At 48.3% G+C, this 23,372-nt stretch carries 16 protein-coding genes; 8 read left to right on the top strand and 8 right to left on the bottom strand.

Going from position 1 to position 23,372, the window contains the following annotated elements; all coding sequences use genetic code 11:
- Positions 1 to 65 precede the first annotated feature (65 nt).
- From ACUN27_RS06125 to ACUN27_RS06115, 3 genes are read right to left on the bottom strand one after another with little or no spacing between them, the layout of a single operon-like run.
- Positions 66 to 1,994, bottom strand: coding sequence for a hypothetical protein (locus ACUN27_RS06125; protein ID WP_445558571.1), 1,929 nt, complete (start codon positions 1,992 to 1,994; stop codon positions 66 to 68).
- Between the two features lie 27 nt (positions 1,995 to 2,021).
- Positions 2,022 to 2,888, bottom strand: a complete 867-nt coding sequence (gene galU, locus ACUN27_RS06120; protein ID WP_315953699.1) for a UTP--glucose-1-phosphate uridylyltransferase GalU — start codon at positions 2,886 to 2,888, stop codon at positions 2,022 to 2,024.
- A gap of 43 nt (positions 2,889 to 2,931) precedes the next feature.
- The gene (locus tag ACUN27_RS06115) at positions 2,932 to 4,257 is read right to left on the bottom strand and encodes a UDP-glucose dehydrogenase family protein (protein ID WP_315953700.1); all 1,326 of its coding nucleotides are present in this window, start codon (positions 4,255 to 4,257) and stop codon (positions 2,932 to 2,934) included.
- Positions 4,258 to 4,517: 260 nt separating this feature from the next.
- On the opposite strand from ACUN27_RS06115, the gene ACUN27_RS06110 reads away from it, so the two are divergent.
- Genes ACUN27_RS06110 through ACUN27_RS06085 form a run of 6 tightly spaced genes read left to right on the top strand, consistent with a single transcriptional unit; the run spans position 4,518 to position 9,816 of the window.
- A complete protein-coding gene (locus ACUN27_RS06110; protein ID WP_315953701.1) occupies positions 4,518 to 5,294 on the top strand; it encodes a glycosyltransferase family 8 protein in 777 nt (258 codons plus the stop codon).
- Positions 5,295 to 5,325: 31 nt separating this feature from the next.
- A complete protein-coding gene (gene glf, locus ACUN27_RS06105) occupies positions 5,326 to 6,447 on the top strand; it encodes a UDP-galactopyranose mutase (RefSeq protein ID WP_315953702.1) in 1,122 nt (373 codons plus the stop codon).
- Positions 6,448 to 6,473: 26 nt separating this feature from the next.
- Entirely contained in the window at positions 6,474 to 7,250 is a 777-nt protein-coding gene (locus tag ACUN27_RS06100; protein ID WP_315953703.1) for a hypothetical protein, read from the top strand.
- Between the two features lie 11 nt (positions 7,251 to 7,261).
- Positions 7,262 to 8,041 (top strand): hypothetical protein, encoded by a 780-nt coding sequence (locus ACUN27_RS06095; protein WP_326061675.1) that lies wholly within the window; start codon positions 7,262 to 7,264, stop codon positions 8,039 to 8,041.
- Between the two features lie 13 nt (positions 8,042 to 8,054).
- Positions 8,055 to 8,825, top strand: a complete 771-nt coding sequence (locus ACUN27_RS06090; RefSeq protein ID WP_315953705.1) for a hypothetical protein — start codon at positions 8,055 to 8,057, stop codon at positions 8,823 to 8,825.
- Positions 8,826 to 8,847: 22 nt separating this feature from the next.
- On the top strand, positions 8,848 to 9,816 hold the full coding sequence (locus tag ACUN27_RS06085) for a GDP-mannose 4,6-dehydratase (protein ID WP_445558570.1): 969 nt from the start codon (positions 8,848 to 8,850) through the stop codon (positions 9,814 to 9,816).
- Between the two features lie 734 nt (positions 9,817 to 10,550).
- Here the strand turns inward: ACUN27_RS06085 and ACUN27_RS06080 are convergent.
- The 4 genes from ACUN27_RS06080 to ACUN27_RS06065 all read right to left on the bottom strand — a co-directional run bounded on the left by ACUN27_RS06080 (position 10,551) and on the right by ACUN27_RS06065 (position 19,038).
- On the bottom strand, positions 10,551 to 11,693 hold the full coding sequence (locus ACUN27_RS06080; RefSeq protein ID WP_315953708.1) for a glycosyltransferase family 4 protein: 1,143 nt from the start codon (positions 11,691 to 11,693) through the stop codon (positions 10,551 to 10,553).
- A 26-nt stretch (positions 11,694 to 11,719) separates the two neighbouring features.
- Positions 11,720 to 12,853 (bottom strand): glycosyltransferase family 4 protein, encoded by a 1,134-nt coding sequence (locus ACUN27_RS06075; RefSeq protein WP_315953709.1) that lies wholly within the window; start codon positions 12,851 to 12,853, stop codon positions 11,720 to 11,722.
- 154 nt (positions 12,854 to 13,007) lie between these two features.
- Positions 13,008 to 17,768, bottom strand: a complete 4,761-nt coding sequence (locus ACUN27_RS06070; RefSeq protein WP_445558569.1) for a WIAG-tail domain — start codon at positions 17,766 to 17,768, stop codon at positions 13,008 to 13,010.
- Between the two features lie 103 nt (positions 17,769 to 17,871).
- The gene (locus tag ACUN27_RS06065) at positions 17,872 to 19,038 is read right to left on the bottom strand and encodes a glycosyltransferase family 4 protein (protein WP_445558568.1); all 1,167 of its coding nucleotides are present in this window, start codon (positions 19,036 to 19,038) and stop codon (positions 17,872 to 17,874) included.
- A 219-nt stretch (positions 19,039 to 19,257) separates the two neighbouring features.
- Between ACUN27_RS06065 and ACUN27_RS06060 the strand changes: the two genes are divergently transcribed.
- Positions 19,258 to 20,361 (top strand): YheC/YheD family endospore coat-associated protein, encoded by a 1,104-nt coding sequence (locus ACUN27_RS06060; protein WP_326061679.1) that lies wholly within the window; start codon positions 19,258 to 19,260, stop codon positions 20,359 to 20,361.
- Between the two features lie 321 nt (positions 20,362 to 20,682).
- On the opposite strand, the gene nagZ is transcribed toward ACUN27_RS06060, so the two are convergent.
- A complete protein-coding gene (gene nagZ, locus ACUN27_RS06055; RefSeq protein WP_445558567.1) occupies positions 20,683 to 21,972 on the bottom strand; it encodes a beta-N-acetylhexosaminidase in 1,290 nt (429 codons plus the stop codon).
- A 610-nt stretch (positions 21,973 to 22,582) separates the two neighbouring features.
- Between nagZ and asd the strand changes: the two genes are divergently transcribed.
- Positions 22,583 to 23,371, top strand: a complete 789-nt coding sequence (gene asd, locus ACUN27_RS06050) for an archaetidylserine decarboxylase (RefSeq protein WP_127456566.1) — start codon at positions 22,583 to 22,585, stop codon at positions 23,369 to 23,371.
- Position 23,372: the final 1 nt, after the last annotated feature.

The raw sequence follows: 23,372 nt of genomic DNA, 5'->3' as shown, positions 1-23,372 counted from the left end.
TCAGTGATTCTTCGTGGAGGTTTTAATCCTCATGATTACTCCACATGGTTAAATTTACGCGCCTTTTACGCGCCCACCTTCTTGCCAAACTTGCTCCATACCGTCGACTGGGGCTTAGCCCAACCTCCTCCTGGAGCCGAAAGTGTCTTCATGCCTACTTTAGGCTGAATACGCTTCTTCCCACTTTGGGGCTTCTTAGGAATGACTGCCTTCACCGGTTTAATTGTTCTAATTGTTTTAATTGTTTTAACTGTCTTCACTGTCTTAACCGCTTTAACCGTCTTCACTCTTTTCTTCAGAAGCGGTTTTTTATGGTTAAGCACTCTCTTTCTCTTGCCCACTGCTTTTTTCAACATCGGCTTTTTCCTTGCAAGCAGCCTTTTCTTCAGCACAACGCGTTTCCTTCGTACCAAAGGACGCCTTACTTGCACATCAGGACTCGGCTCCGGTTGCGGCTGTGGCTGTGGCTGTGGCGGATTCGGATCCACATAAGGAATATCCCCGGCCATTAGCTGATTGTGCAGGTGAAGGAGCCGATCTCCTTTGACAGGATGGATCGTATGATACATGTAATGATGCATGGCGGCGTGCGCTTCATTCTGCTCAATTTCATGCTCATGCCGCATCACATTCAATCGCTGGTCCCGTGGAAACTCACGACATTTCCCACCCAATGAGGCAGCGAATGTGACAAAGAAAAACTCTTCCAAGGCCACAACTTGACTCTCGGAGAGCCACTGATCAACCAACGAGACATCCGCTGCTTTCAGCATCTTCTTCACAATGCCACGCCGGTAAACCTGCGTAGGATTAAAGTAGCGGACGAAGTGATCTGTCTGGAACAAGGAGCCCCAACGCCCCCATTCTTCCCACATCGATTGCTTATTCATGTTGTCTGCATCATGTACGCTGCGACAGGTTTGCATATCCCAGCCCATACAATCGTAGCCTCGCATTGTTTGATCCAGATAAGCCTCGAAGCCAGGCTTCACGAAGAGCATATCATCGTCAAGATTCACCAAATATTCGTAGTTCACCTTATGCTCATCAAGCCATTTCATTACGTCCCATAGAAAAGGCGCCAGATGCCCCCAGGTCAAGTGGCGGCTGTACTCGCAGATGGCAGCATTCATGCCTTTCCCGAATTGGCTGTCTTCGCCTCCGTTATACAGGACAATGCCCGCTTCCGGGTTGAATTTACGAATATTTTCAATTTGTGCGGCAAGAACATGCTCATCTTTGTGAGCCAACAGCGCAAACATGACGCGTTTGCCCTTCGGTTTGCCGCCATAATGGGTCATCCGAAAGTTAATAGCTGCATCATATTCGGCTGTAACTCGATACAAATCGTCCCATTGGGAGCCTGAGATATTTTTATAGAGCTCGCCGCCACCGACACGTCTTGTATGTTTGACAGCGACCTCATCGATAATGGCTAATTTTTGATGCGGATACCCCAGGACCTTAGGCCAAACGAAATCGAGGCCCCAGCCCGACTCACTTTTTTCAAACGTAGGCAAAAGCTTTTGGAAAGTTTCTCTCGTGTAGAGTGGAACCATAGGTTCAATAAACTGGGAATATCGTAAATAGTAGTTGCTATTTTGCAGCGTGATTCCATGTCCATAGTAGGAGTCTAGTGTTAAACTCGGCTGTGCCAACTCCAGACCCTGCTCCATGAAAATCTTAAACATGCGATTAATGTCATAAGCATTTGCGCTTATATCATCATCCGGCATCCAGATGGCATCATAGTGATAGATTCCATCTCCAAAGGCTTCAATCGTATCCTTCACCGTAGGCCATTTTAACCCTGGGACTTCATGATAGAAGTCACAATCATTCACATACCTTTGTGGCGTACTTCCGAAATAACTAAGACAAAGATCGAAGTTTTTATACTCCGCAGGCTGCAGCCATTGCTGATGGATAGAGGTATCGCCCACTCTGCCGATTACAAGAAACCTCTTGTCACCTTTGACTTCGAATCGCGTCATTTCGCTCGCTCCTTTTTAACCCAATCGTTATTTCCTTTCGATAAACCTGATATAGTCCAAAATAGGCTGTCTCAAATCTTCCCGCTGCACCGCGATATCAAGAATCGCTTTCACATAACCCAGATGATCGCCAACGTCATGCCAGACGCCGTTAATCTCACAAGCGTGAACCGCCTCTTGCTCATTCAGCTTCGAGATCGCATCGGTCAGCTGTATTTCTTGCCCGACACCCGGCTCCTGCCCCTCCAAGATGTCGAAAATAGCGGGCGTCAAAATATATCGGCCAATCATGGCAAGATTAGACGGAGCCTCCTGAGGCTTCGGCTTCTCCACAAGCTTCGTAATATTATAAAAGCGGTCAAACAACAGCTGGGCATCAATGATGCCGTAGCTCGAAACATCCTTGGGATTCACAGGCTGCACACCGATAATCGATGTTTTGTACCTATCGAAATAATCCATCATCTGTTTCAAGCAGGGAACATCGGACTGTACAAATGTATCGCCAAGCAGAACGGCAAACGGCTCATCATTAATAAACTTTCTGGCACACCAGATGGCGTGGCCCAAGCCTTTCGGCTCTTTTTGGCGAATGTAGTGGATATCGATCAGTTGCGCCGGCTCCTGCACCTTTTCCAGCATCCTCAACTTCCCTTTTTGCTGCAAATGGTACTCCAGCTCAAAAGCGTTGTCGAAGTGGTCCTCCAGCGCACGTTTGCCTTTTCCCGTCACAATGATGATATCCTCGATGCCTGAAGCAACCGCTTCCTCCACAATAAATTGAATCGTAGGTTTATCAATGATCGGCAGCAATTCTTTTGGCATCGCTTTGGTTGCCGGCAAGAACCGGGTGCCCAGACCTGCTGCAGGAATTATTGCTTTCCGAACTTTCATAATGATCATCATCCTTCTGTGTGGATTGGGATAGGATGAACGATCACTTCATCCTACCGATGCTTTGATAGACGAATCCTTCTTCTTTCATCATGTAGGGATTAAATAAGTTCCTTCCGTCAAAAAGTACCGGCTGCTTCAGCAAGCTCTTGATACGGCCCAGGTCCGCCGACCGATACTGCTTCCACTCTGTAAATATCAACAGCGCATCCGCATCCATAAGAGCTTGATAGAGCCCTGTGAAATACGTAATATTCTCTTCGCCTAAAGCCTGGTACGCATTCTGCAAGGCAACCGGGTCATGAACTTGAATCTGAACTCCGCGTTTCCTTAACTGTTCGATGGTCTCAATGGACGGCGCTTCCCGAATATCGTCGGTTTCCGGTTTAAAGGATAATCCCCACACGGCCAGTCTAAGTCCCTTCAAATCTTCCCCGAAATGGCCTACAACCATCTCAAACAACTTTTTCTTCTGCTTATGGTTCACTTTATCGACAGCTTCTAAGATATGCGTTGGAATATTCCGCTCCGTAGCGCTTTGGATAATAGCCCGTACATCCTTAGGGAAACAAGAGCCGCCATAACCGACCCCAGCTGATAAAAAGTAACTGCCAATTCGATGATCGAGCTCCATCCCTTGACGAACCCGTTCAATATCGGCACCGACAGCTTCACAGATTCCAGCCATTTCATTCATAAAACTTATCCGTGTGGCCAACATCGCGTTGGAAGCATATTTGGCAAGCTCAGCAGAGGCAATATCCATGTGAACGATAGGAAATCCCTTGCTCGTAAGCGGCAAATAAAGCTTCTCCATATAGGCCAGTGCTCTGGGGTTGCTGCTCCCGACAACAATTCGGTTAGGGTTCAAGAAATCATTGACGGCAGCGCCTTCTCTTAAAAATTCCGGATTCGAAACAATATCGAATTCCAAGTCCGTGAGCCCTCGGTTCTTTAACTGCTTTTCAATGATGCCTCGTATGCGCTCGCTGCTGCCGATAGGAACCGTTGATTTCGTAATCACAATGGCATAATCTCGAATACTTGCACCAATCTGCTCTACGGCCTTCATCACATAAGTAAGATCGGCAGATCCGTCTTCAGCCGGCGGGGTTCCTACAGCGATGAAAATGAATTGGCTTTGTGCCACAGATTCGCTAATATCCAACGAAAAGCTTAACCGACTCTCTAGCACATTTCGTTCAACCAGCCGTTCCAATCCAGGTTCGTAAATGGGCAATTGTCCGTTCAGCAATGCGGATATTTTGGCGGGATTATTATCCACGCAAATCACTTCATGCCCCATTTCCGCCAAACATGCCCCAACCACGAGTCCTACATAACCAGTTCCAATCATGCAAATCTTCATGGCCGCTCTCCCTTGTTGTGTAGAGTTCATTGACGCTAACCGCAAATGCGGGTAGACATTAATCACTGTCATCTTAAAGTGTATGCGCCTTGTCTTATTACAAACTCGGACGGATAACTAACCCCTTGGAAAAATCAACTATTACCTACTTGAGCAAGCTTTATTCTGCTTTTCGGGACAAACGTACAAACCACCCTTTCCCTCCGGTAATACAAATATCTAGACGGGTAAAAACCAATGTGTACGAAGGAGGATTACGCTTGGAAAGAATCCATATCGTCGTGGCTACCAATGACAAGTACGTGAAGCATTTGGCAGTGATGCTTACTTCCTTATTCGAAAATAAATCAACGAATCGGCCCCTCTCCCTCTACGTGATCGACGGCAAAATATCTAACGAAAACAAGCAGAAGCTTCATAATGCCTTGAAATCCTTCCAAGTGGAGCTTTCTTTTTTAACGGTAGAGGACTCTCTCTTTCAAGATGTCGTCGTTCGTTATCATTTGAGTAAAGAAACCTACTATCGGATTGCGATTCCAGCCCTCTTGCCGAAGGACGTCCGCAAAGCGCTTTATCTGGACTGTGATCTCATTGTGAAAGAGGATATTACCAACCTGTGGGATGTCAACATTGATAAGTATCATCTCGGCGCTGTGCCCATCCCCGGTAAAGTGCTTCGTTTCGAGGAACTTTCCATTCCTGAAAAATATGGATATTTTAACGCAGGCGTGCTGCTCCTGAATTTGAAAAAATGGCGTGATAACCAAACCTCGGAGAAAGTTCTACATTATATGAGAAAAAATCCGGAGAAGCTTAAATTCATGGATCAGGATGCTTTAAACGCCGTTCTGCACGAGAAGTGGCTGAAGCTCGACCCCAAGTGGAATTATCAAGTGCACCGTTCCCATCATCAGCGTTTCAATCCGGCCATCATTCATTACACAACGGATAAAAAACCGTGGAACAGCTGGCATAATCCCAAGTTTAAAGATGAGTATCTCAAATATGCGAAAAAAACCAATTGGAAGCTAGACTAGCGGCACAGCCCAACGTTCAGGAGGTCGAGTAATGAAAACAGATTGGTTAATCATTGGCGCAGGCTTTACAGGCGCAACGCTGGCAGAGCGAATTGCCTCCCAACGGGGAGAGAAGGTCTTGATTGTCGACAAAAGAGATCATATTGGCGGTAACTCCTATGACTGTTATGACGAACACGGCATACTAATTCATAAGTACGGCTCCCATACCTTCCATACGAACTCGAGTATGGTCTGGAATTACCTCTCCATGTTCACCCCGTGGCGTCCTTACTTTCATGAAGTGCGCGTGGTGATTGACGGCAAGAAGGTGCCTGTCCCTTTTAATCTCAACTCCATCTACGCCTTGTTCCCTCCCAAATATGCAGAAAAGCTGGAAGCGCTGCTGATTGACCACTTTGGTTATGGCGTCAAAGTGCCGATCTTGAAGCTTCGCCAAAGCGCAAGCGGAGAATTAAGCGACTTGGCCGATTTTATTTATCAAAACGTATTCTACAAATACACGCTGAAGCACTGGGAGTTAGATCCGGAACAACTTGCACCGTCTGTGACCGCAAGAGTCCCTGTCTACATCTCACGGGATAATCGCTATTTTCAGGACACCTATCAAGGACTCCCCAAACACGGCTATACGCCTATGTTCAACAAAATGCTCAATCATCCTAATATTAAAACCCTCCTGAATACCGACTACAAAGAGCTCATCGGCGAAATAACGTACAAACGAATGATCTATACAGGTCCGATTGATGAGTACTTCAACTATATGCACGGTCAGCTTCCGTACCGCAGCATGCGCTTTGAATTCGACACGTTGGATACCGAGTATCATCAGGAAGTCGGGACGGTCAACTACCCGCATGAATACGACTACACAAGGGTTCTGGAGCAGAAGCATCTCACGGGACAGCAATCTCCCAAAACAACCATTTCTTACGTGTACCCTGAAACCTATACCATAGGTAAAAATGAACCTTACTACCCGATTCCGCGCGATGAAAACAAAGACCTCTACAAGCTGTATCAAGCGGAAGCCGACAAAATCAAGGATACCGTGCTGTTTGCGGGAAGATTGGCTGATTACAAATACTACAATATGGATCAGGCCGTAGCTCGTGCGTTAACGCTTTTCCATAATGAGATTCAGAAATAAGCGTATAGGCAGAGGAGGCTGCATTCATGATTTGTATGGCTTTATTAGCTCACGAGAATGAACAAGCATTGCGTAATCAAATTCGAAATATTCGGAAATATAATCCCCAGGATGTCCAAATCATCTTCTACAACGGCGGTCAGGATACGAATTTCGGTAAAAAGGTATGTGAGGACGAAAATGTCCTGTACTGTCCTTACAGCCGTCCTTTAAAGCAGCGTACCAGCGGCCGGTTTTTCTATGATGTCATGAGGTTTCTTGAGGATAAAAAAATAGCCTATGAGTACCTGGTTTATTTGGAGTATGACATCATGTTTGTCAATTCAGGGTTTCGCGAGTACTTGTTAAGTAAAATGGAAGGCTACGACTGCCTGGTTAAAATACTTCGCAAAGAAGTCGATCCGAAGAATGCCTCGTGGCCTCCTGCCAGAGACATGTGGAAGGACTGGGAACGGTGGAAGTCGATATTCGAGTCCGATGCCTTCTACCGCACCTCCTCTCCAATGTCCGTCTTCCGTCATGGCATCATTAAGAAGATGCTTGGAGGGCTGAATAAGAAGCGCCTGGAGCATCTGTTTGATACGTCGAACATTCCTTGTCTGGGTGAAATGTTATACATTACATTAGCCAAAAAATACGGCGGCAAATGCAAAATTTACGGGGATAATACCAAACGGTTTCTAAGATTCCGACCCGCCATTACACGGAAAGAAATTAAAGAGGCCAAAAGCCGGTCTGACGTTATGTTCGTTCATCCCGTGAAAGACGCCGAAGTGCGTGATTGGATTTTTAATCAACCCTAGGAGGCTGGAACATGCTCTGTTTTGCACTGTTAGCGCATGCTGATGAAAACGCCCTCTACAAACAGATCCGTAACATTCGCAGATATAACCCGAATAACGTACTCATTGTTTTGTACAACGGCGGACCGGATGCAAATTTCGGCAAAGCCCTTTGCAAAAAAATGAAAGTCATGTACTGCCCGTACAGCAGGCCATTGCAGAAGGGGAAGACGGGACGTTTCTACTATGATGTCATGAGATGGTTAGAGGAGAAGAACGTCAACTACGACTACTTAGTCTACACCGAATATGATGTGATGTTCGTCAATCACGGATTTGAACGCATGGTCGAGAATGAACTTAGGGACCACGACGCTCTTGTGAAATTAATCCGCCACGAGAAAGACCGTAAGCGCAATTGGTGGATTCCCGGCAAAACGATGTGGAAGGAATGGCATCGCTGGAAGCCGTTCTTCCAGACGGACGATTTCTATGGGACTTTTAATCCGATGCAAGTGTATAGGCATTCCATCCTGAAACGGATGTTGGCTATCATCGATACGCCTATGCTGGAAGAGCTTTTTAACGCTACGAATGTATACGCCTTAGGAGAGATGCTCTATATTACGCTAGCCAAAAAATGCGGTGGACGCTTAAAGGCTTACCCTAAACCGAGTGTAGATTACCTCCGCGTGTACCATCGCATTCGTCTGGACGACGCCAAAGAGGCCAGTCAGAAGTCCGAGGTCATGTTCGTCCATCCGGTCAAGGACGCTGAGGTTCGCGATTGGATTTTCAACCTTAAAAAATAAAGGAGGAAGCCGCATGATTTGTTTCGCTCTATTAGCCCACGAGAACGAACCTGCGCTTCGCCAACAAATTAGAAACCTTCGGAAGTATAACCCGAATGCTTTTATCGTGCTTTATAATGGCGGCACCGACAGGAATTTCGGCAAAGAGGTATGCCAGAGCGAACACATCCTCTACTGTCCTTACAGCAGACCCCTGCGCAGAGGACGGACCGGAAGATTCTTCTACGACGTCATGAGATGGCTGGAAGATACCCGAATTCCCTACGAGTATTTGGTGTACACCGAATATGATGTGATGTTCATTCACGGCGGATTTGAGTCGTTCCTGAGCAATCACATGGAGGACTACGATTGTTTAGTAGAGGCCCTCAAAACAGAAACGACGCCTCACAAAAGCAATTGGACAACTGCACTCGGCATGTGGAAGGAGTGGGGTCTTTGGCAGCCGTTTTTCCAAAGCAATCACTTCTACGGCACGTTTAACCCGATGCAGGTTTATCGGCATAGACTTGTGAAGAAGATGCTGGCCAGAGTGAACAAACCGCTATTCGAGCAAATTCTCGCCAAAACGGATGTTTTTGCGTTGGGAGAAATCCTGTACATGACGTTAGCCATGCAGTGCGGAGCCAGGTGCCAAGAATATCCTAGCAAAATCAGGCAGTGCTTCCGCTATCGGCCGAATATATCCTTGCAAGAAATTCAAGCGGCTTCACAGAAGTCGGAAATCATGTTTGCTCATCCCGTCAAAGACGATTCTGTCCGCGCTTGGATAAGCGCATTATGATCAAGCAGCCAAGGAGGAAACCATGATGAAACAAAAAATTCTGGTTACCGGGGGGGCGGGATTCATCGGAAGCCACCTGGTGGACTCTCTTCTCTTGGACGATAACTACGAAGTGCTTGTGATCGATAACTTTGACGACTACTATGAGCGCAAAGTGAAAGAGAACAACATTCAAAATCACTTGCGTTCACCTAGATATGAACTAATCGAAGCCGACATACGAGACAGAGCCGGCATGGACCGCATATTCAGTGCTTGGAAACCGGACGCCGTCGTCCATTTGGCCGCCAAAGCCGGGGTCCGGCCATCCCTCGAAATCCCGAGCACCTACGTCGATGTCAATCTTGCGGGCACGGTCAATCTGCTGGATGCTGCCGTCAAATACGGCGTTTCCAAGTTTGTTTTTGGATCGTCCAGTTCGGTGTACGGCTTGAATGACAAGGTGCCGTTCTCGGAGACGGACCCTACCCTGCTCATCGCCTCGCCATACGGCGCCACCAAAGCTTCAGGCGAAGCGCTGTGCCGCAGCTACAGCCATTGTTTCGGCTTGCCGATTGTCGCTCTGCGCTTCTTCACGGTATTCGGTCCCCGTCAGCGACCGGATTTGGCCATTCATCTGTTCGCCAAAAAAATCGCAAAAGGTGAACCCCTCTCCCTGTTCGGAGACGGCACGACCAGTCGCGATTATACGTATGTAGCCGATATCGTTGCGGGGATTCGTAAATCCATCGATTTCGACCATCCCGGTTACGAAGTGTTTAACCTCGGGAACGACCACCCGACCAGTTTGTTGGACCTTGTCACCGCGTTGGAGAATGCGATGAACAAGAAGGCAATCATCCACTGGAAGCCGATGCAGATCGGCGATGTCCCACGAACATGGGCCAACTTTGAGAAAGCGCACACACTATTGGGCTACACGCCATCGACGAGCTTGGAGGTTGGCATTGAGCGCTTCGTGCAGTGGCTGGAAGAGGAGTCGCTGGCTTAGCGGCTTGATTTGCAGCCGCTGGTGGCGGTGGCGGGGGCGCAGAGCGGGCGACCAACTATGCACCGCCCCATGCCACTCTTCGCTGCCGTCTCGCAGTCGCCCGCAACCGTCTTGAACCCCAAAAAGGCCAACCGCAAGGTTGGCCTTCGTTTACATATGCTACTTGTAAGATAACGCCGATTCCTCCAGCTATTTGCTGCAAATGTTCCACTTTTTCCTAAGTAGCTGTATTTTCTGGCATTAATTTCGCCAAGTATGCCCGATTCTCGACTCCTACCGGCGATTTAGCTGAATATTCTACCGTTATTTCGTTCCCTGCCACTGAGCAGCGCAGATTAACGGTAGTTTTTCCATCTCCCTTAGCTGCAGCACATCAGTGGCTGCTCACCTTGCAGCATATAAAGGAACCTGAGGGCGCTATTTGTGCCCTCGGGTCCGTTTTTACATTCTTGGGGAACTACGGGGACTTATTTCAACGATTTGGGCGAAAGTCCAGCCCAATCCGTTGAAATAAGGGACCATAGTTCCCCTTCCTTGTGTAAAAGGGCCTATTTCGCAGAAATAGCGCCCTGTAGTTCCCCCGAGCTGGCCGCAATCCCGGCCTCGGGCCCTGCTCCGGCTCTATCTCTGGCTCCAGCTTCAGCATCGATCACCCGCTCGGTCTCCGCCGGCTCCACACTCCCTAGCCGGTCCCTGCGGCACCTAACAGGCGGCGACTCCCCGCAACCGCTCCCTCATACATACAGCTCCAGCAATCGCTTGGCAACGTGCTGGAACCCATAGTTGCCTTCCACAAATTTGCGGCCAGCACGGCCTAACTCATCCGCTTTCGACGGATTCGTGAAGATGTGGCTGATCGAGTTCGCGAATGCCCATGGATCGGTATAGGCGCTTATGACGATTCCGTTCTTATGATTCGATATGATCTCGGCATTGCCCCCACGATTCGTCGTAATAATCGGGAGGCCCGCCCCCATGGCCTCATAATGCACTCTAGCAAGTGGCTCCTGCCACTGGGAACTGCAGACGAACACATCCCCGAGCAAGTAAATCGAGGGAATCTTGCTTGGAGGCACAAAGTTCGTGAACACAACTCTGTCTTTCCCCAGCGAATCGCCAAGCCTTCGCAAATTCGATATATAATCGTCTACACGGTTATCGCTGAACCATTTGCTTCCGACAATGACCAGCACGGCGTCATCATGTTTTTTGACGACCCGCTGCATGGCCTGCAGCAGAACATCAGCCCCTTTATTGGCGGACAGCCGTCCAACGAATAACACAACTTTTTTATTTTCGACGCCGTATTTTTTGCGCAATGCCTTTCTTTCAGCCTGAGCATCTTCCCGCCATATGGGTTTGTACTGCTCCAGATTGATGCCAGAGTACACCGTCTTCACCTTACTTGCAGCTTCAGGGTAACGATCCACAATTGTTTTTCCAATATAGTTGGAGATGGACATGATGTTGTGGGTTATTTTAACCACTTGACGACCCTTGTCATCCGGCAGTTTCTCTTGGCGAAACATCTCATTATGACAGCTCAAAACAACCCGGCTCTCAGGCATAGCTTGCTTGATGATAGGGACATACATGGGACGGTTAAACACATGAATAACATCAAATGTCCGATTACTACTCCTCATTTTTTTCAACTCGTTGGCAACATTTAGTTGATAATCATTTTTCGCAACCCGGATATAGGTCACACCTTTTACTACCTCCCGGTCACGAAGGTCATTATCTTTTATGCAAAATACCGTTATTTCATGGCTCTCGCTTAAATAGGGAATCACGCCATCGATGAAAATTTGAATAGCTCCTCCCCGGATAGAAGGAACGGTTAGCATTTCTGTACAAACCAAAGCAATCCTCACACTGTTCACTCCAATCGTATACGGTTTCATGTGGTTTGATATAAATTCGACAGTCGTTGCGCATACTTCTCAAAGTTATAACGATCCGTTATCAATTTCCTGTTCTCGCGTCCTATTCGGATGCGTTTCTCTTGGTTGCTTAATAACGTGATGATGGCCTGAGCGTAAGCTCTTGGGTCTGTATAACGATCAATGATATAACCGTTTTTCTCATTTAGAACAAGCTCAGGATTCCCCCCTCGATTCGAGCTGATGATCGGTATGCCGGCTGCCATAGCCTCATACTGAACTCTTGCAAGCGGCTCCTGCCATTGGGATGGGACCACAAGCACATCGCTCATCGTATAGTAGCTGGGAAGCCTGTCTACCGGTATAAAATTGGTAAAATATATATAAGAGGACACAGCCATAGCTCTTTTTCGAAGTTTCGTGACATAAGTGCTAATGGTCCGGTCGCCATACCACTTGCTACCAATGATCACTAGCGCTGTTTTGGGATATTTTCTGATGACGAGCTTCATGGCGTTAATTAGATGATGACAGCCTTTTTTGGGCAGCAGCCTGCCAACAAAGAGGACGACATGGAAGCCAGGAGGGATACCCAATTCTCCCTTTAGCTTTTCAGCGATCTTTTTACCTTCTCTGGTAAAATGAGGCGTAAATCGCTTAGGGTCTTCTCCCGTATAAAGCGTGGTGATTTTGCTGCTGACTGCAGGAATGGTTTTGATGATGTCCTGTGCAACGAATTTACTGACCGTAATGAGGTGATCGGCTAACTCAAAAGCGTGAAGTGCAGCCTGATCACGGGTCTCGTGATTGATCAATAAGTTGTGAAGCGATAAATAAACGCGGGCAGCCGGAACTGCGCTCTTCATTTCTTCAACCCAATTCGGTCTATTAAATAATTGAACTACGTCAAATAGTTGCTTTTCACAGTAACTCAGCACGTCATTGAAATAAGTGGATTGGTCATAACGAATGAATCTCACACCATTCATCCGTTCATCATTGCTGAGCGAAGGATCCTGTATCGAAAAAATCGTAACCGAATGACCCAATCTGCTTAAGTAAGGAGCCATGCGATCAATCAATAACTCAATCGCTCCGCTTTTGATCGGTGGACACGGCAAAGAATCCGGGCAGACTAAGGCAATTTTCATGAAAGTCCTCCTTTCGTAGATGCATGCCATTAAGGTTATTCTATATCCTATTCTTCATGACGCATAAATGTTTGTACATATCCAAAAAAAGCTCCGCGAATCACACACAAAAAAGGATCACGCCAAATAGACGCGATCCTTATCGAGGAAGTCATTATCCTTTTGTTCCTATGGAAATCCAGTTAATGATTCCGTACGCGTCCGGTGAAAAACGGGAACGCACAATGATCATTTGCGCTGAATTCGTTTGTTTTTGTTTGATAACGGCATAACACGAAGGGTGACTGGTTGTCGCTGTGATGACATAGTTAACATCGGCATACGGCTCATCAAAGAGTAACGTGACTTCGACGATTTCGTCCTGCACTTTTAATTCAAAAGGAACCAAGCCGAATTGTTGCAGGGCCGCCGGCTTTGCCGCAGGAGTGTGCACGGCATTGAAGCTAAGCTTGCTCTCATCCACACTGCCAGCCGCCAGCTTCGTACCTTCGACTGCGCCCTCAGCCAGATGTTCCCCTTGAACGGCGCCGGCGATTATTTTGCTGCTGTCTACACTACCCGGCGACAGATGGAAACTGCTGATCGCGCCAGATACCAGCTTGCTGCCGTCCACACTTCCCGGCGCCAGCTTGCCGCTATCCACGCTGTTCGCAGCCAGTTTGGAACTGTCAACGCAGCCTGCTCCAAGATGGAAAGCGCTAATCGTGCCGGAAACCAGCTTGCTGCCATCGATACTGTTCGCTTGAAGCTTAGCGCCATTCAAAGCACCTTCCGCAAGATGTTCACCGCTGACCGCACCAGCTGCCAAAATGCTGCCATCGATGCTGCCTTCCGCCAGCTTCGAGCCACTCAATGCGCCGTCCGCCAAGTGATCTCCCGTCACTGCGCCCAGGGCCAACTTACTGCCATCCACGCTATTTACGGCCAGTTTGCTGCTGTCGATCGCGCCATCTGCGATATGGCTGCCGTTTACCGCACCGGCTGCAAGTTTGCTGCTATCGATACTGCTTGCTTTGAGCTTGGCGCCGTCTAAAGCACCTTCCGCAAGATGTTCGCTGCTCACCGCACCGGCTGCCAACTTGCTGCCATCCACGCTGCCAGCGGATATATGATAGCTGCTGATCGCGTTGGAGGCTAATTTGCTGCCGTCTATGCTTCCTGCCGCCAGTTTTGCGCCAAACAAGGCTCCGTCAGCCAAATGGTCTCCTGTGACTGCGCCAGCGGACAATTTACTGCTGTCTACGCTGTTCGCAGCCAGCTTGCCGCTGTCAATCGCGCCATCCACGATATGGCTGCCGTTCACTGAGCCAGCGGTCAACTTGCTGCCGTCGACACTGCCAGCCGCCAGCTTCATTGCATCCACTACGCCGTCAGCGAGATGGTAGTTGCTTACTGCACCAGCTACCAGCTTACTGCCGTCCACGCTGCCTGTTGCCAGTTTCGCGCCTGTCACAGAGCTCGCACTAAGATGCTCGCTGCTCACTGCGTTCTCCACAAGTTTGCTGCCGTCCACACTAAGCGCCGCCAGCTTGCTGCCGTTTACTGCGCCTGGTGCGATATGATCGCTGTTCACTGCACCGGACACCAACTTGCTGCTGTCCACGCTGCCGGGTGCCAACTTCGCTCCGTTGATTACTCCGTCAACCAGGTGATCTGTTTTTACAGCCCCAACTGCCAGCTTAGAGCTAACGACACTGCTGTCCGCCAGCTTCGACCCATCAACGATGCCTGCTACCAGATGGCTTCGCAGCACAGCGCCTTCTGCCAGCTTCGTGGAGTCAATGATACTGTCCGCCAAATGCTCCCGTTGAATTGCGCTTGGAACCACTTTGCTGCTGTCCACGCTGCCTTTTGCGAGCTTGCTGGCGTCAATCACTCCGTCCACGATGTGCTCATGGTTCACAGCACCTGCGGTCAGCTTGCTGCTGTCCACACTGCCTGTCGCCAATTTCGCGCCATACACCGAGCTATCCGCAAGATGATAATTGCTAATTGCGCCAAGGCTTAATTTGGTGCCATCCACGGAATTTGCCGCAAGATTGTTATTCTCGACCGCAGCGTCTGCCAGATGCTCATGGACGATAATGCCAAGTCCAAGCTTCGCTCCGCTAACGGCGCCATCGGCCAATTTATCGCCGGTCACAGCTCCAGCTGTCAGCTTCGCACTATCCACGCTTTCCTTTGCCAACTTCGCGCCAGTCACCGCGCCTTCCGCGATATGCTCGCTGCCAATCGCCCGTGCAGCCAACTTCGCGCTGCTGATCGCTCCATCGGCCAAATGCCTTGAGCTTAATGCACCGGCTACCAGCTTACTGCCGTGTATGCTCTCATTAGCCAGCTTCGCTGCCGTAATCGCGCCGTCAACAATATGCTCACTGTGCACGGACTTGCTGGAGATTTTGCGACCTGTTACGCTGGAATCAGCCAGTTTAGCTTCAGTAACGGCTTGCTCTCCTAGTTTGCTAGTCGTTACGACTTGCTCCTGCAATGACCGGGTAGAGATCGCTCCGGGTTGCATATGCTGCGAACTAACTGCTCCATTCGCCAGCTTATCTTCGGTGACTGCCCCTTTCGCAAGCGTTTCTCCGGTAATGGATTGTTCCATTAACTTCGTTCCATCCAAGCTCCTGTCAGCAAAAATATTGAGTGTAATCGAGCCTTGCGCCAAGTGCTGGGACGAAATCGCCCCCGGCTTCAGATGGCTGCCATCGATACTATTTTCCTGAAGATGACGAGTTTCAATGCTCATGGAAGCAATTTTTGTACCAGTCACCGCTTCTTCAGCTATTTTACTTGTCGTAATCGTTTGATCCTGCAAATGCTGCGTTGTCACGGCCTCTTCAGCAATATGATCGCGCCCAATCGCCGATTCCACGATTTGTTCAGCGCCAATCTCGCCATTCCCGATATGCTCTGAACGTATAGCGCCTAAGCCCAGCTTCTCACTCGTAATGATTCCATCCAGCAGGTGAGTCGTTCCAATCGTCTCTGGTGAAAGATGGATACCAAGAATTGCCCCTTCGGCCAAATGCTCGCTCGCCACGATCCCTTGGTGCAAATGCTCGGCTGTGATTGAACTTGCCGCAAGCTTATCAGAGGTCACACTGTGCGGTTTCAGCTTCGACGTATCCACGCTGCCTGCTGCCAATAGATCTGTCGTCACAGCTCCCTCTTCCAGTTTGGAGGAAGAAATGATGCCGTCTGCCAAATGAAGCTGCGTGATTGCCCCTTCGCTTATGTGCTTTTCCTCAATGAGATTCTCTGTTAAATGGCTTGATGTAATGGATTGATTTTGTAATTTCGAGCTGGAGATGATGCCGTCTGCCAGATGCCAGTTTTGAATCACTTGCTGCCGGATATGTTTGCCTTCAACCGTGCCTTCAACCAGCTTGGATGACGTGATCGACTCATCTTGCAGCTTGGCATTGGATATGCTGTTATTGGCAATATGTCCGCTCTGAATCGCCTGCTGTTGGATATGTTTGGCTTCAATCGAGCTTTCCACCAGCTTCGAAGAGGTAATCGATTCATCCTGCAGCTTCGCATTAGAAATGATATTGTCAGCGAGATGTCCGATTTGAATGGCCTTCGGGAAAATATGTTTATCCTCTACCGCATTTGCAGCCAGTTTGTCTGCTGTAATGGAGCCATCCTGGATCAGTTTGGCGTGTACCGCACCTTCTGCCAGATGTTCGGATTGAATCACGCCGGAAGCAAGATGTGAGGTTTGGATAGAGCCGTCTGCCAGGTGCTCCGTGCGGATCGAAGACTTCACGATGTGCTTAGCTTCAATCGACAACGGGGCGATCTTTTGATTCGTAACAGCTTGATTCGCCAGCTTCTCCTCAGTGACCGATAAAGGAGCGAGTTTATCTTCTGTAATTATCTGACTTTCCAGATGGTAACTGTCGATTGCCCCGTCAGCGATGTGCTCGGCTTCAATTTGACCTGGCGCAATACTTCGGCTCTGGACGCTTCCATCGGCCAAATGTTCGTTGAAAATAACCTTGGACTGGATATGAACGGAGCAAATGCTTTCATTCGCAATTTTTTCTTCCGTAACGGCTTGATCTCTTAACTTATCGGTTGTAATCGCTGCATCCATCAGCTTGGCGGTGTCGATGCTGTAATTGGAAATATGTTTGGCTTGCACAGCGCCGCTGCGTATTTTGTCAGCTGTAATCGACTGGTCGTCGATCAGCTCATTCGTAATTACCAACTCAGATAAATGCTGCGACAAAATGGAGCCGTCCGCCAGCTTAATCGAATCAATCGTTTGATCGGCGAGCTTATCCGCTGTGATGCTGTTATCCAGCAGTTTGCTTCCGGGGATCGATTGATCCTGGATTTTATCACCGGAGATGCTGTGCGGAGCGATATGTTCATCATAAATGCTGTGCCCGGCGATTTTATCTCGCGTCACGCTGGCTGACGCTAACTTTGACTGATCGATTGCAAAATCCTTAATAACTTTAGTCCCGATGCTTTGCGGCTTGATTTTACTTTCGTCAACCGAACGATTCGCGATTTTCTCCCATGTTATCGCTTCTTCCACGATATCATCCGTGTAGACAACAGGGTTTACAAATTTGCCTGTTTTACGCTCAGAAAGCAGCAGCAGCGGAGGTGCTGGTACGGAAGTCTGAGATACATTTACCACCGTTGCGGGTTTATTCACTTTGGCCGGCTCAACAATCGCCGTTTTCGCTACCGACGTTTTGGACGTCGGCGTTTTGGGAGAAATACTTGTTTCAACGACGGGTGCAACCTTTGGACTTGTTTCCGCTTTCTCCTGCTTAACCGGAGCAGGTGAAGGCTGTTCGCTTTCATCTAGCCATTTCAACTCATTTGTTCGGGAGTTCACTTTTTGCACATAAGGCCTTTCCCTGTTGCTGCTGCTCTTACGCTTACTCATAGACTCCTCTCCATTCCACATAAATTGGTCATTTGTAACATATTCAAGCTCAATCCGAGATGTACGTTAGCCCTGAAAAATGTGCTGACACCCAGATAAATAGTTACCTCCCCAATTTATGCTTGTATAAGTCATACCTCATTTCTGCCGCCTTATCCCACGTGAACAATTGATCGACTCTTTGAATACCTTGCTCCCCCATGGCTCGTCTTAGCTCTTCATCTGCCAAAAGACGCAATAAATAAAGAGGCAGGTCCGTCTCGATCTTGCCCAAATCAACTAAATACCCGACCGTCCCATTCTTAATCACTTCGCCGATCCCGCCCGAATTTGTCGCTACGACGGGAACTCCAGAAGCCATAGCCTCAATATTTACGAGTCCAAAAGCTTCTCCTTCCTCGGAAGGCACGGCAACAACGTCCGCGAGATGAAACCATTTCGGGATGTCGGCGTGCGATGTGTAGGGGACAAATTTCACATTCTGAGGCATCTTGCTTCCTTCCCGGTACAACCTTTTCACGTAAGCCGTCAATCTCCTGGAGCCATAGAAGGCACCGCCGACTAGAATTAAGACCGCATCCGGCTCCGTCTGAATCACCGTTTTCATCGCTTTGAGCAGATGGTGCACCCCTTTTCTCGGGATAAGCCTACCTACGAAAAGAATGATTTTCCGGTTCTCATAGCCGAGCTTTTTCAGCATTTGAGTGCGGGATTCATTCCCCTCGGGAGACCACCTTGACGTAAATTTGGTAACGTCCACGCCCAAATGCTGCGTCACAATTTTATGTGCGGCAGACGGCACTTTCGCGAGCACTGCCTGCTTGAGATAGTCGCTGTTGACTATAACGACATCCGCCGCGGCTAGGCATGCCTTCAAATATTTCTGCGAGATATAAGGTAAAGAAATAAATATTTTTGAGTGCAGCACCAGACTAATGAAGCATCTTGGAAAACGTTTGCGCAGATAGAGCACGAAATGCGGCCGATTCTCAACCTGAATGACGCCGGGTTTTCGTATCGCGATTTGGCGAGACACGGCGGAAATATAGGAACGAGAGCCCCCGTAAGGAACCCTTATATACGTACATCCTTCCCGCATTTCACTTCTTGGTTGATACTTCGTTCTTCTCCCTAGAACACAAACGGGCATAAATGTAACGAGCTTTTCAGCCGTTTTTTGGACAACCTGTTCGACCGAAGAGCTTTTTCCTGAGGGAATGGGAAAAGAACCTGGCGTAACAATGACAACACGCATAGGTCTCTGGCTCACACGTAACTCCCCCTTCCTTCTTCTATACATATGCGGATATACAGGCAAAGTTTGGGCAGCTGTCCGCTACTTACGCAAAAGTATCAGCATCCGTACAAACAAGCTGCACTGCTTTTCCATAAGCTGTAGAGGAGCCTCTATCGTGTCGCGTGACGAAAAACTCTAAGCTTTGCTTTCGATGCCAGTTTTTCTGGCGAAAAACTCTAAGGAGTGAAGTAGATGGTCAATCCCTATGTGGGTATATTAGTGAACGATTCCTTATACGAAGGCATTCCCCTAGGGAACACAAAATATGAAGCCATCCATTTTTACAGTGACGCCGGCAAACAATTTGGCATTACCCCTTGCTACTTCCGCATGCAGGATGTTCACATCCATACGATGAGAGTTCATGCCTATGTGGAAAGAGGAACTTCTCGATATGTGCGTGAATGGATTGCCCTGCCGAAAATTATTCATAACCGGGCCATTTACTTGGACGCTAGTTCCGATCAGGAGCTGGAAAGTTGGACACAGCAAGGTATTCACGTTTTTAACCGATGGAATCGGTACAGTAAGCTGCAAATTCACCAAATATTGCTATTGGATGATGCCATCAGACCCCATTTGCCCGGCACCTTCCCCGCCACCCTCAAAAATATGAAAGTCATGATGAGTGCCTACGACTCTATCATTATCAAACCAACGAACTCCAGCATCGGGCGCGGTGTTATGAAAATGGATCGAACCCCCACGGGCTGGCAGCTTGTTTATCCCGCGACACTCAAAATCAGCAATAAAGTCTGGCGGCAGGTCAACTTTCGCAAACAACTGCCGTTAGCCCTGCGGCGCAAAATCCAAAGCCGCGCCTACCTCGTGCAGCAGCGCTTGCCTTTGGCTACCTATGACAAACGTCCCTTCGACATGCGTGTATCTGTGCAGCGCGGAGCCTGCGGCGATTGGGGCGTGACGGGAATCGTCGCCAAAGTCGCTTCACGCAAGCTGTTCTTGACCAATGTGGCGCAAGGAGGCCAAGTGAAGACGTTGACGGAAATTTTGGCAACTGACTATCCGACTCTGAATTCCCGCGCGGTGTGTGAGCAAATTTCGGAGTTTGCCCTTCAGGTAGCGAAGTTTCTAAGCATGCATTTGCCGCATTTGGCCGATCTCGGACTTGATATCGGGATCACCACGGATGGTTATCCTCTATTTATTGAATGCAACGGCAAGGATCAGCGTTATAGTTTCCGAGAAGCAAACATGCTGGAAGAATGGAAAGCCACCTACTATAACCCCATGGCTTACGCCAAATATTTGTTGGATGGCGGTACCCCGGTTTATTAGCCCCTACCGAGCTACAGACAATGGAACTACGTTCCCCTATTTTGGCGAAACACAGCTAGTGGGGAATTCTAAGGGAACCAGGATCCGCTAATCCCCCAGTTTCAGGCTATTTGACGGCAAATTTGAGCAAATAGACCTTCTAGTTCCCTAAAACAGCCAATTTAGCCCATTTACCACAAATAACGCCCTGTAGTTCCCCTCCCTCTTCCGCCAGCTCCCCATCGCTCAACATGACACCACACAGGTCCCGCTTCTTCCCCAAAAATCAAAAAGAGTGCCCAAGAGTCATCATATGACTGAGGGGCACTCTTTTTAATTGTGTTATTTCGAACTTAGCACTTTCTTTACTGCTTGATTGAGGGCAGCTACGTCAACCGAACCGACGCTTTCATCCTTCAGCTTGTACTTTTGCTTCAGCTTCTGAATTCTTGCCACACTCTGATCGATTGTTTCCATCGGAATCCGCTTATCCTGAACGGCTTGTCGCAGCGCCTCGATCACCTTTACAACTTTATTGTAGTCATGCCCGACCATGATCACATTAGCTCCCGCCAAAACGGATTTTACGGCGGAAGCGCCTATATCGTAGTTTTGTTCGATGGCTCCCATCGTCATGTCATCCGTCATGATTACACCTTGGAAGCCCATCTCCTTGCGCAGCAAGTCCGTCATGATTTTCTTCGACATTGACGCCGGGTTCTGTCCGTCCACTTTGGGCAGCAAAATATGGGCAACCATCACAGCATCCGCCTGTTGTTTGAAAGCTTCCGCGAAGGGGATTAATTCAAGCTTGCGCAATCTGTCCAAATCGTTCTGCACTACGGGCAGCCCTACATGCGAATCAACTGATGTATCCCCATGGCCCGGGAAATGCTTAACGACTGACGTGATCTGCTGATCTCGCAGCCCCTTCATTTCTTGAATGCCCATAGCGTTGACTACAGCAGCGTTCGCTCCAAAAGAACGGTCGCCGATCACCGGATTTTGCGGATTGCTGTTAATATCCAGCACTGGAGCGAAATCAACGTTCAATCCATACGCACGAAGCTCTGAACCGATCAAATTGCCGATGTTATAGGCATACGTCTTGTTATTCGTTTTGCCGATCTCCTGATTCGTTGGCGTTTTCTGAAGCTCCTCCGGCAACCGTGTTACCCTTCCGCCCTCCTCGTCCACACCGATCCAGAGCGGCAGCTTATTTTTTGCATTCTTTTGCTTCAGTTCATTCACCAGCGAAACTAATTGGCTTGAATCTTTTACATTTGGCTTATATAAAATAATGCCGCCCACGTGGTACGTTGAAATCAACGCTTGGGTATTTGCATTTACGCTGTATCCGTCGATGCCGGCCAAGATCATCTGTCCCAGCTTTTCGTCCAGAGACAGGCCCGCCGTCGGGTTTGCAGGCGTTGGGCTTGGAGTCGGTGCTGCAGCAGTGGGGTTTGGCGTTGAGATTGGCGTAGCTGCCGGAGCAGAAGCAGATGGCGTTGGGGACAAAGGCGCGGCTGAAGACGTGTTATCTTTTGGAGAAGATGCGCACCCCGCTAAAAAGAGAGATAACGCAGCCGCACACATCATACTCTTGGTATATCTAGGAATTACAAAATTCACTCTAACACCTGCCTTCATGATAAGTCATGCCTATTAGACGATGTGCCAGTTGAAATAGTTACAAATGAAATGGATATAAATAACACAGAACTACTCCTTTCTGATCTCTATTAACAGGCGTTTCCACATTAAGTAGATCCCGTAACATCCCAAATAGGCTCCGCTTAAAAGGAATAACTGGTTGTTGAAAACTCCATGAATATTCGTCATAAACACCGTATCGTCCCGTAATATGTCATTAACCGCCAATGCGGAAATAATACCAAAGACATATGCACTGACCATTGCCAGAATATGAAACCAAATACGGCAGCTTATGAACATCCATGAGCCAACTAGCATGCAGGCTGGAATTAAAAACAGAATCAATATAATCATAATGGACATTGTACCCGTTCACCTCATTAACAGCATTGACAAGCATATTTCACCTCAAACAGCCTTCAGACTATTTTTTTAGCCACCTACCTTGCCGTTTCTTCTTCATTCGACAATTGATTCTTTTACCTTTCTGTGGCAAGATTAGCGAAGAACCATAAATAGGCATCTTTGAAGAAACTTGAACGTTGGTCAAAAGCCCGCCTAACCACGAATGAACAGGAGTTAATCTATGTCAAAACCGTTCTTCAAATTGCTAACCGAGCTCTCCTCACGTAAATGGGTATCCCAAGTGACAGGAGCTTTTGCCAGGTCCAGAGCAAGCCGGATGTTCATTCCCCGTTTTGCCCAAACTTACGGTATACGTATTGAAGATGCTGAGAAGCATGTAAAAGATTACAAATCCCTAAATGATTTCTTTACCCGCCGCTTAAAGCCGGGTTTACGCCCGATTCACGAAGATGAGACGCGTGTCGTAAGTCCGGTTGATGCCATGATTACAGGGATCGGGGACATTAAAGACGGCTTGATCGTCAACGTCAAAGGTCAAGACTACACCATTGAGGAGCTGCTTAACCGGTCGCCCCGCACAGTTAATTACAAAAACGGCTTCTACTTCGTCCTGTACTTAAGCCCAACCGATTATCACCGCATTCATTCTCCGATTACGGGGGACATCCTTGAAAAAGAGCACGTGCTCGGTAAAGTGTATCCGGTGAATGAATTCGGTCTTCGCCATATGAAGCGAGTCCTTAGTCGCAATGAGCGATTAATTACTTTCATCCAGCATCATACAGGCGAAGTTGCCGTCGTAAAGGTCGGAGCGCTGAACGTGAGCTCGATTCAGTACGTCAAGCCGCTTCCCAAAACATTGGAGCGCGGTCAAGAGCTGGCTTATTTCGAGTTCGGCTCAACCGTTGTTCTGCTTTTTGAAGACGATATGTTTGAACCTCGCCCGGACCTTAAGCTTGGTTCCAAAGTGAAAATGGGAGAAGACCTCGGCCGTTTCCTAGATAAATAGC

The organism is Paenibacillus sp. WC2504 (assembly GCF_052682475.1).
This window is presented reverse-complemented; position numbering and strand designations above follow the sequence as displayed.

Coding starts and splice junctions, on each gene's coding strand:
- ACUN27_RS06115 (WP_315953700.1), bottom strand. CDS start 4,257: ATGAAGATTTGCATGATTGGAACTGGTTATGTAGGACTCGTGGTTGGG.
- ACUN27_RS06060 (WP_326061679.1), top strand. CDS start 19,258: ATGGTCAATCCCTATGTGGGTATATTAGTGAACGATTCCTTATACGAA.
- ACUN27_RS06125 (WP_445558571.1), bottom strand. CDS start 1,994: ATGACGCGATTCGAAGTCAAAGGTGACAAGAGGTTTCTTGTAATCGGC.
- ACUN27_RS06095 (WP_326061675.1), top strand. CDS start 7,262: ATGCTCTGTTTTGCACTGTTAGCGCATGCTGATGAAAACGCCCTCTAC.
- ACUN27_RS06075 (WP_315953709.1), bottom strand. CDS start 12,853: ATGAAAATTGCCTTAGTCTGCCCGGATTCTTTGCCGTGTCCACCGATC.
- ACUN27_RS06070 (WP_445558569.1), bottom strand. CDS start 17,768: ATGAGTAAGCGTAAGAGCAGCAGCAACAGGGAAAGGCCTTATGTGCAA.
- ACUN27_RS06100 (WP_315953703.1), top strand. CDS start 6,474: ATGATTTGTATGGCTTTATTAGCTCACGAGAATGAACAAGCATTGCGT.
- ACUN27_RS06085 (WP_445558570.1), top strand. CDS start 8,848: ATGATGAAACAAAAAATTCTGGTTACCGGGGGGGCGGGATTCATCGGA.
- ACUN27_RS06090 (WP_315953705.1), top strand. CDS start 8,055: ATGATTTGTTTCGCTCTATTAGCCCACGAGAACGAACCTGCGCTTCGC.
- glf (WP_315953702.1), top strand. CDS start 5,326: ATGAAAACAGATTGGTTAATCATTGGCGCAGGCTTTACAGGCGCAACG.
- asd (WP_127456566.1), top strand. CDS start 22,583: ATGTCAAAACCGTTCTTCAAATTGCTAACCGAGCTCTCCTCACGTAAA.
- galU (WP_315953699.1), bottom strand. CDS start 2,888: ATGAAAGTTCGGAAAGCAATAATTCCTGCAGCAGGTCTGGGCACCCGG.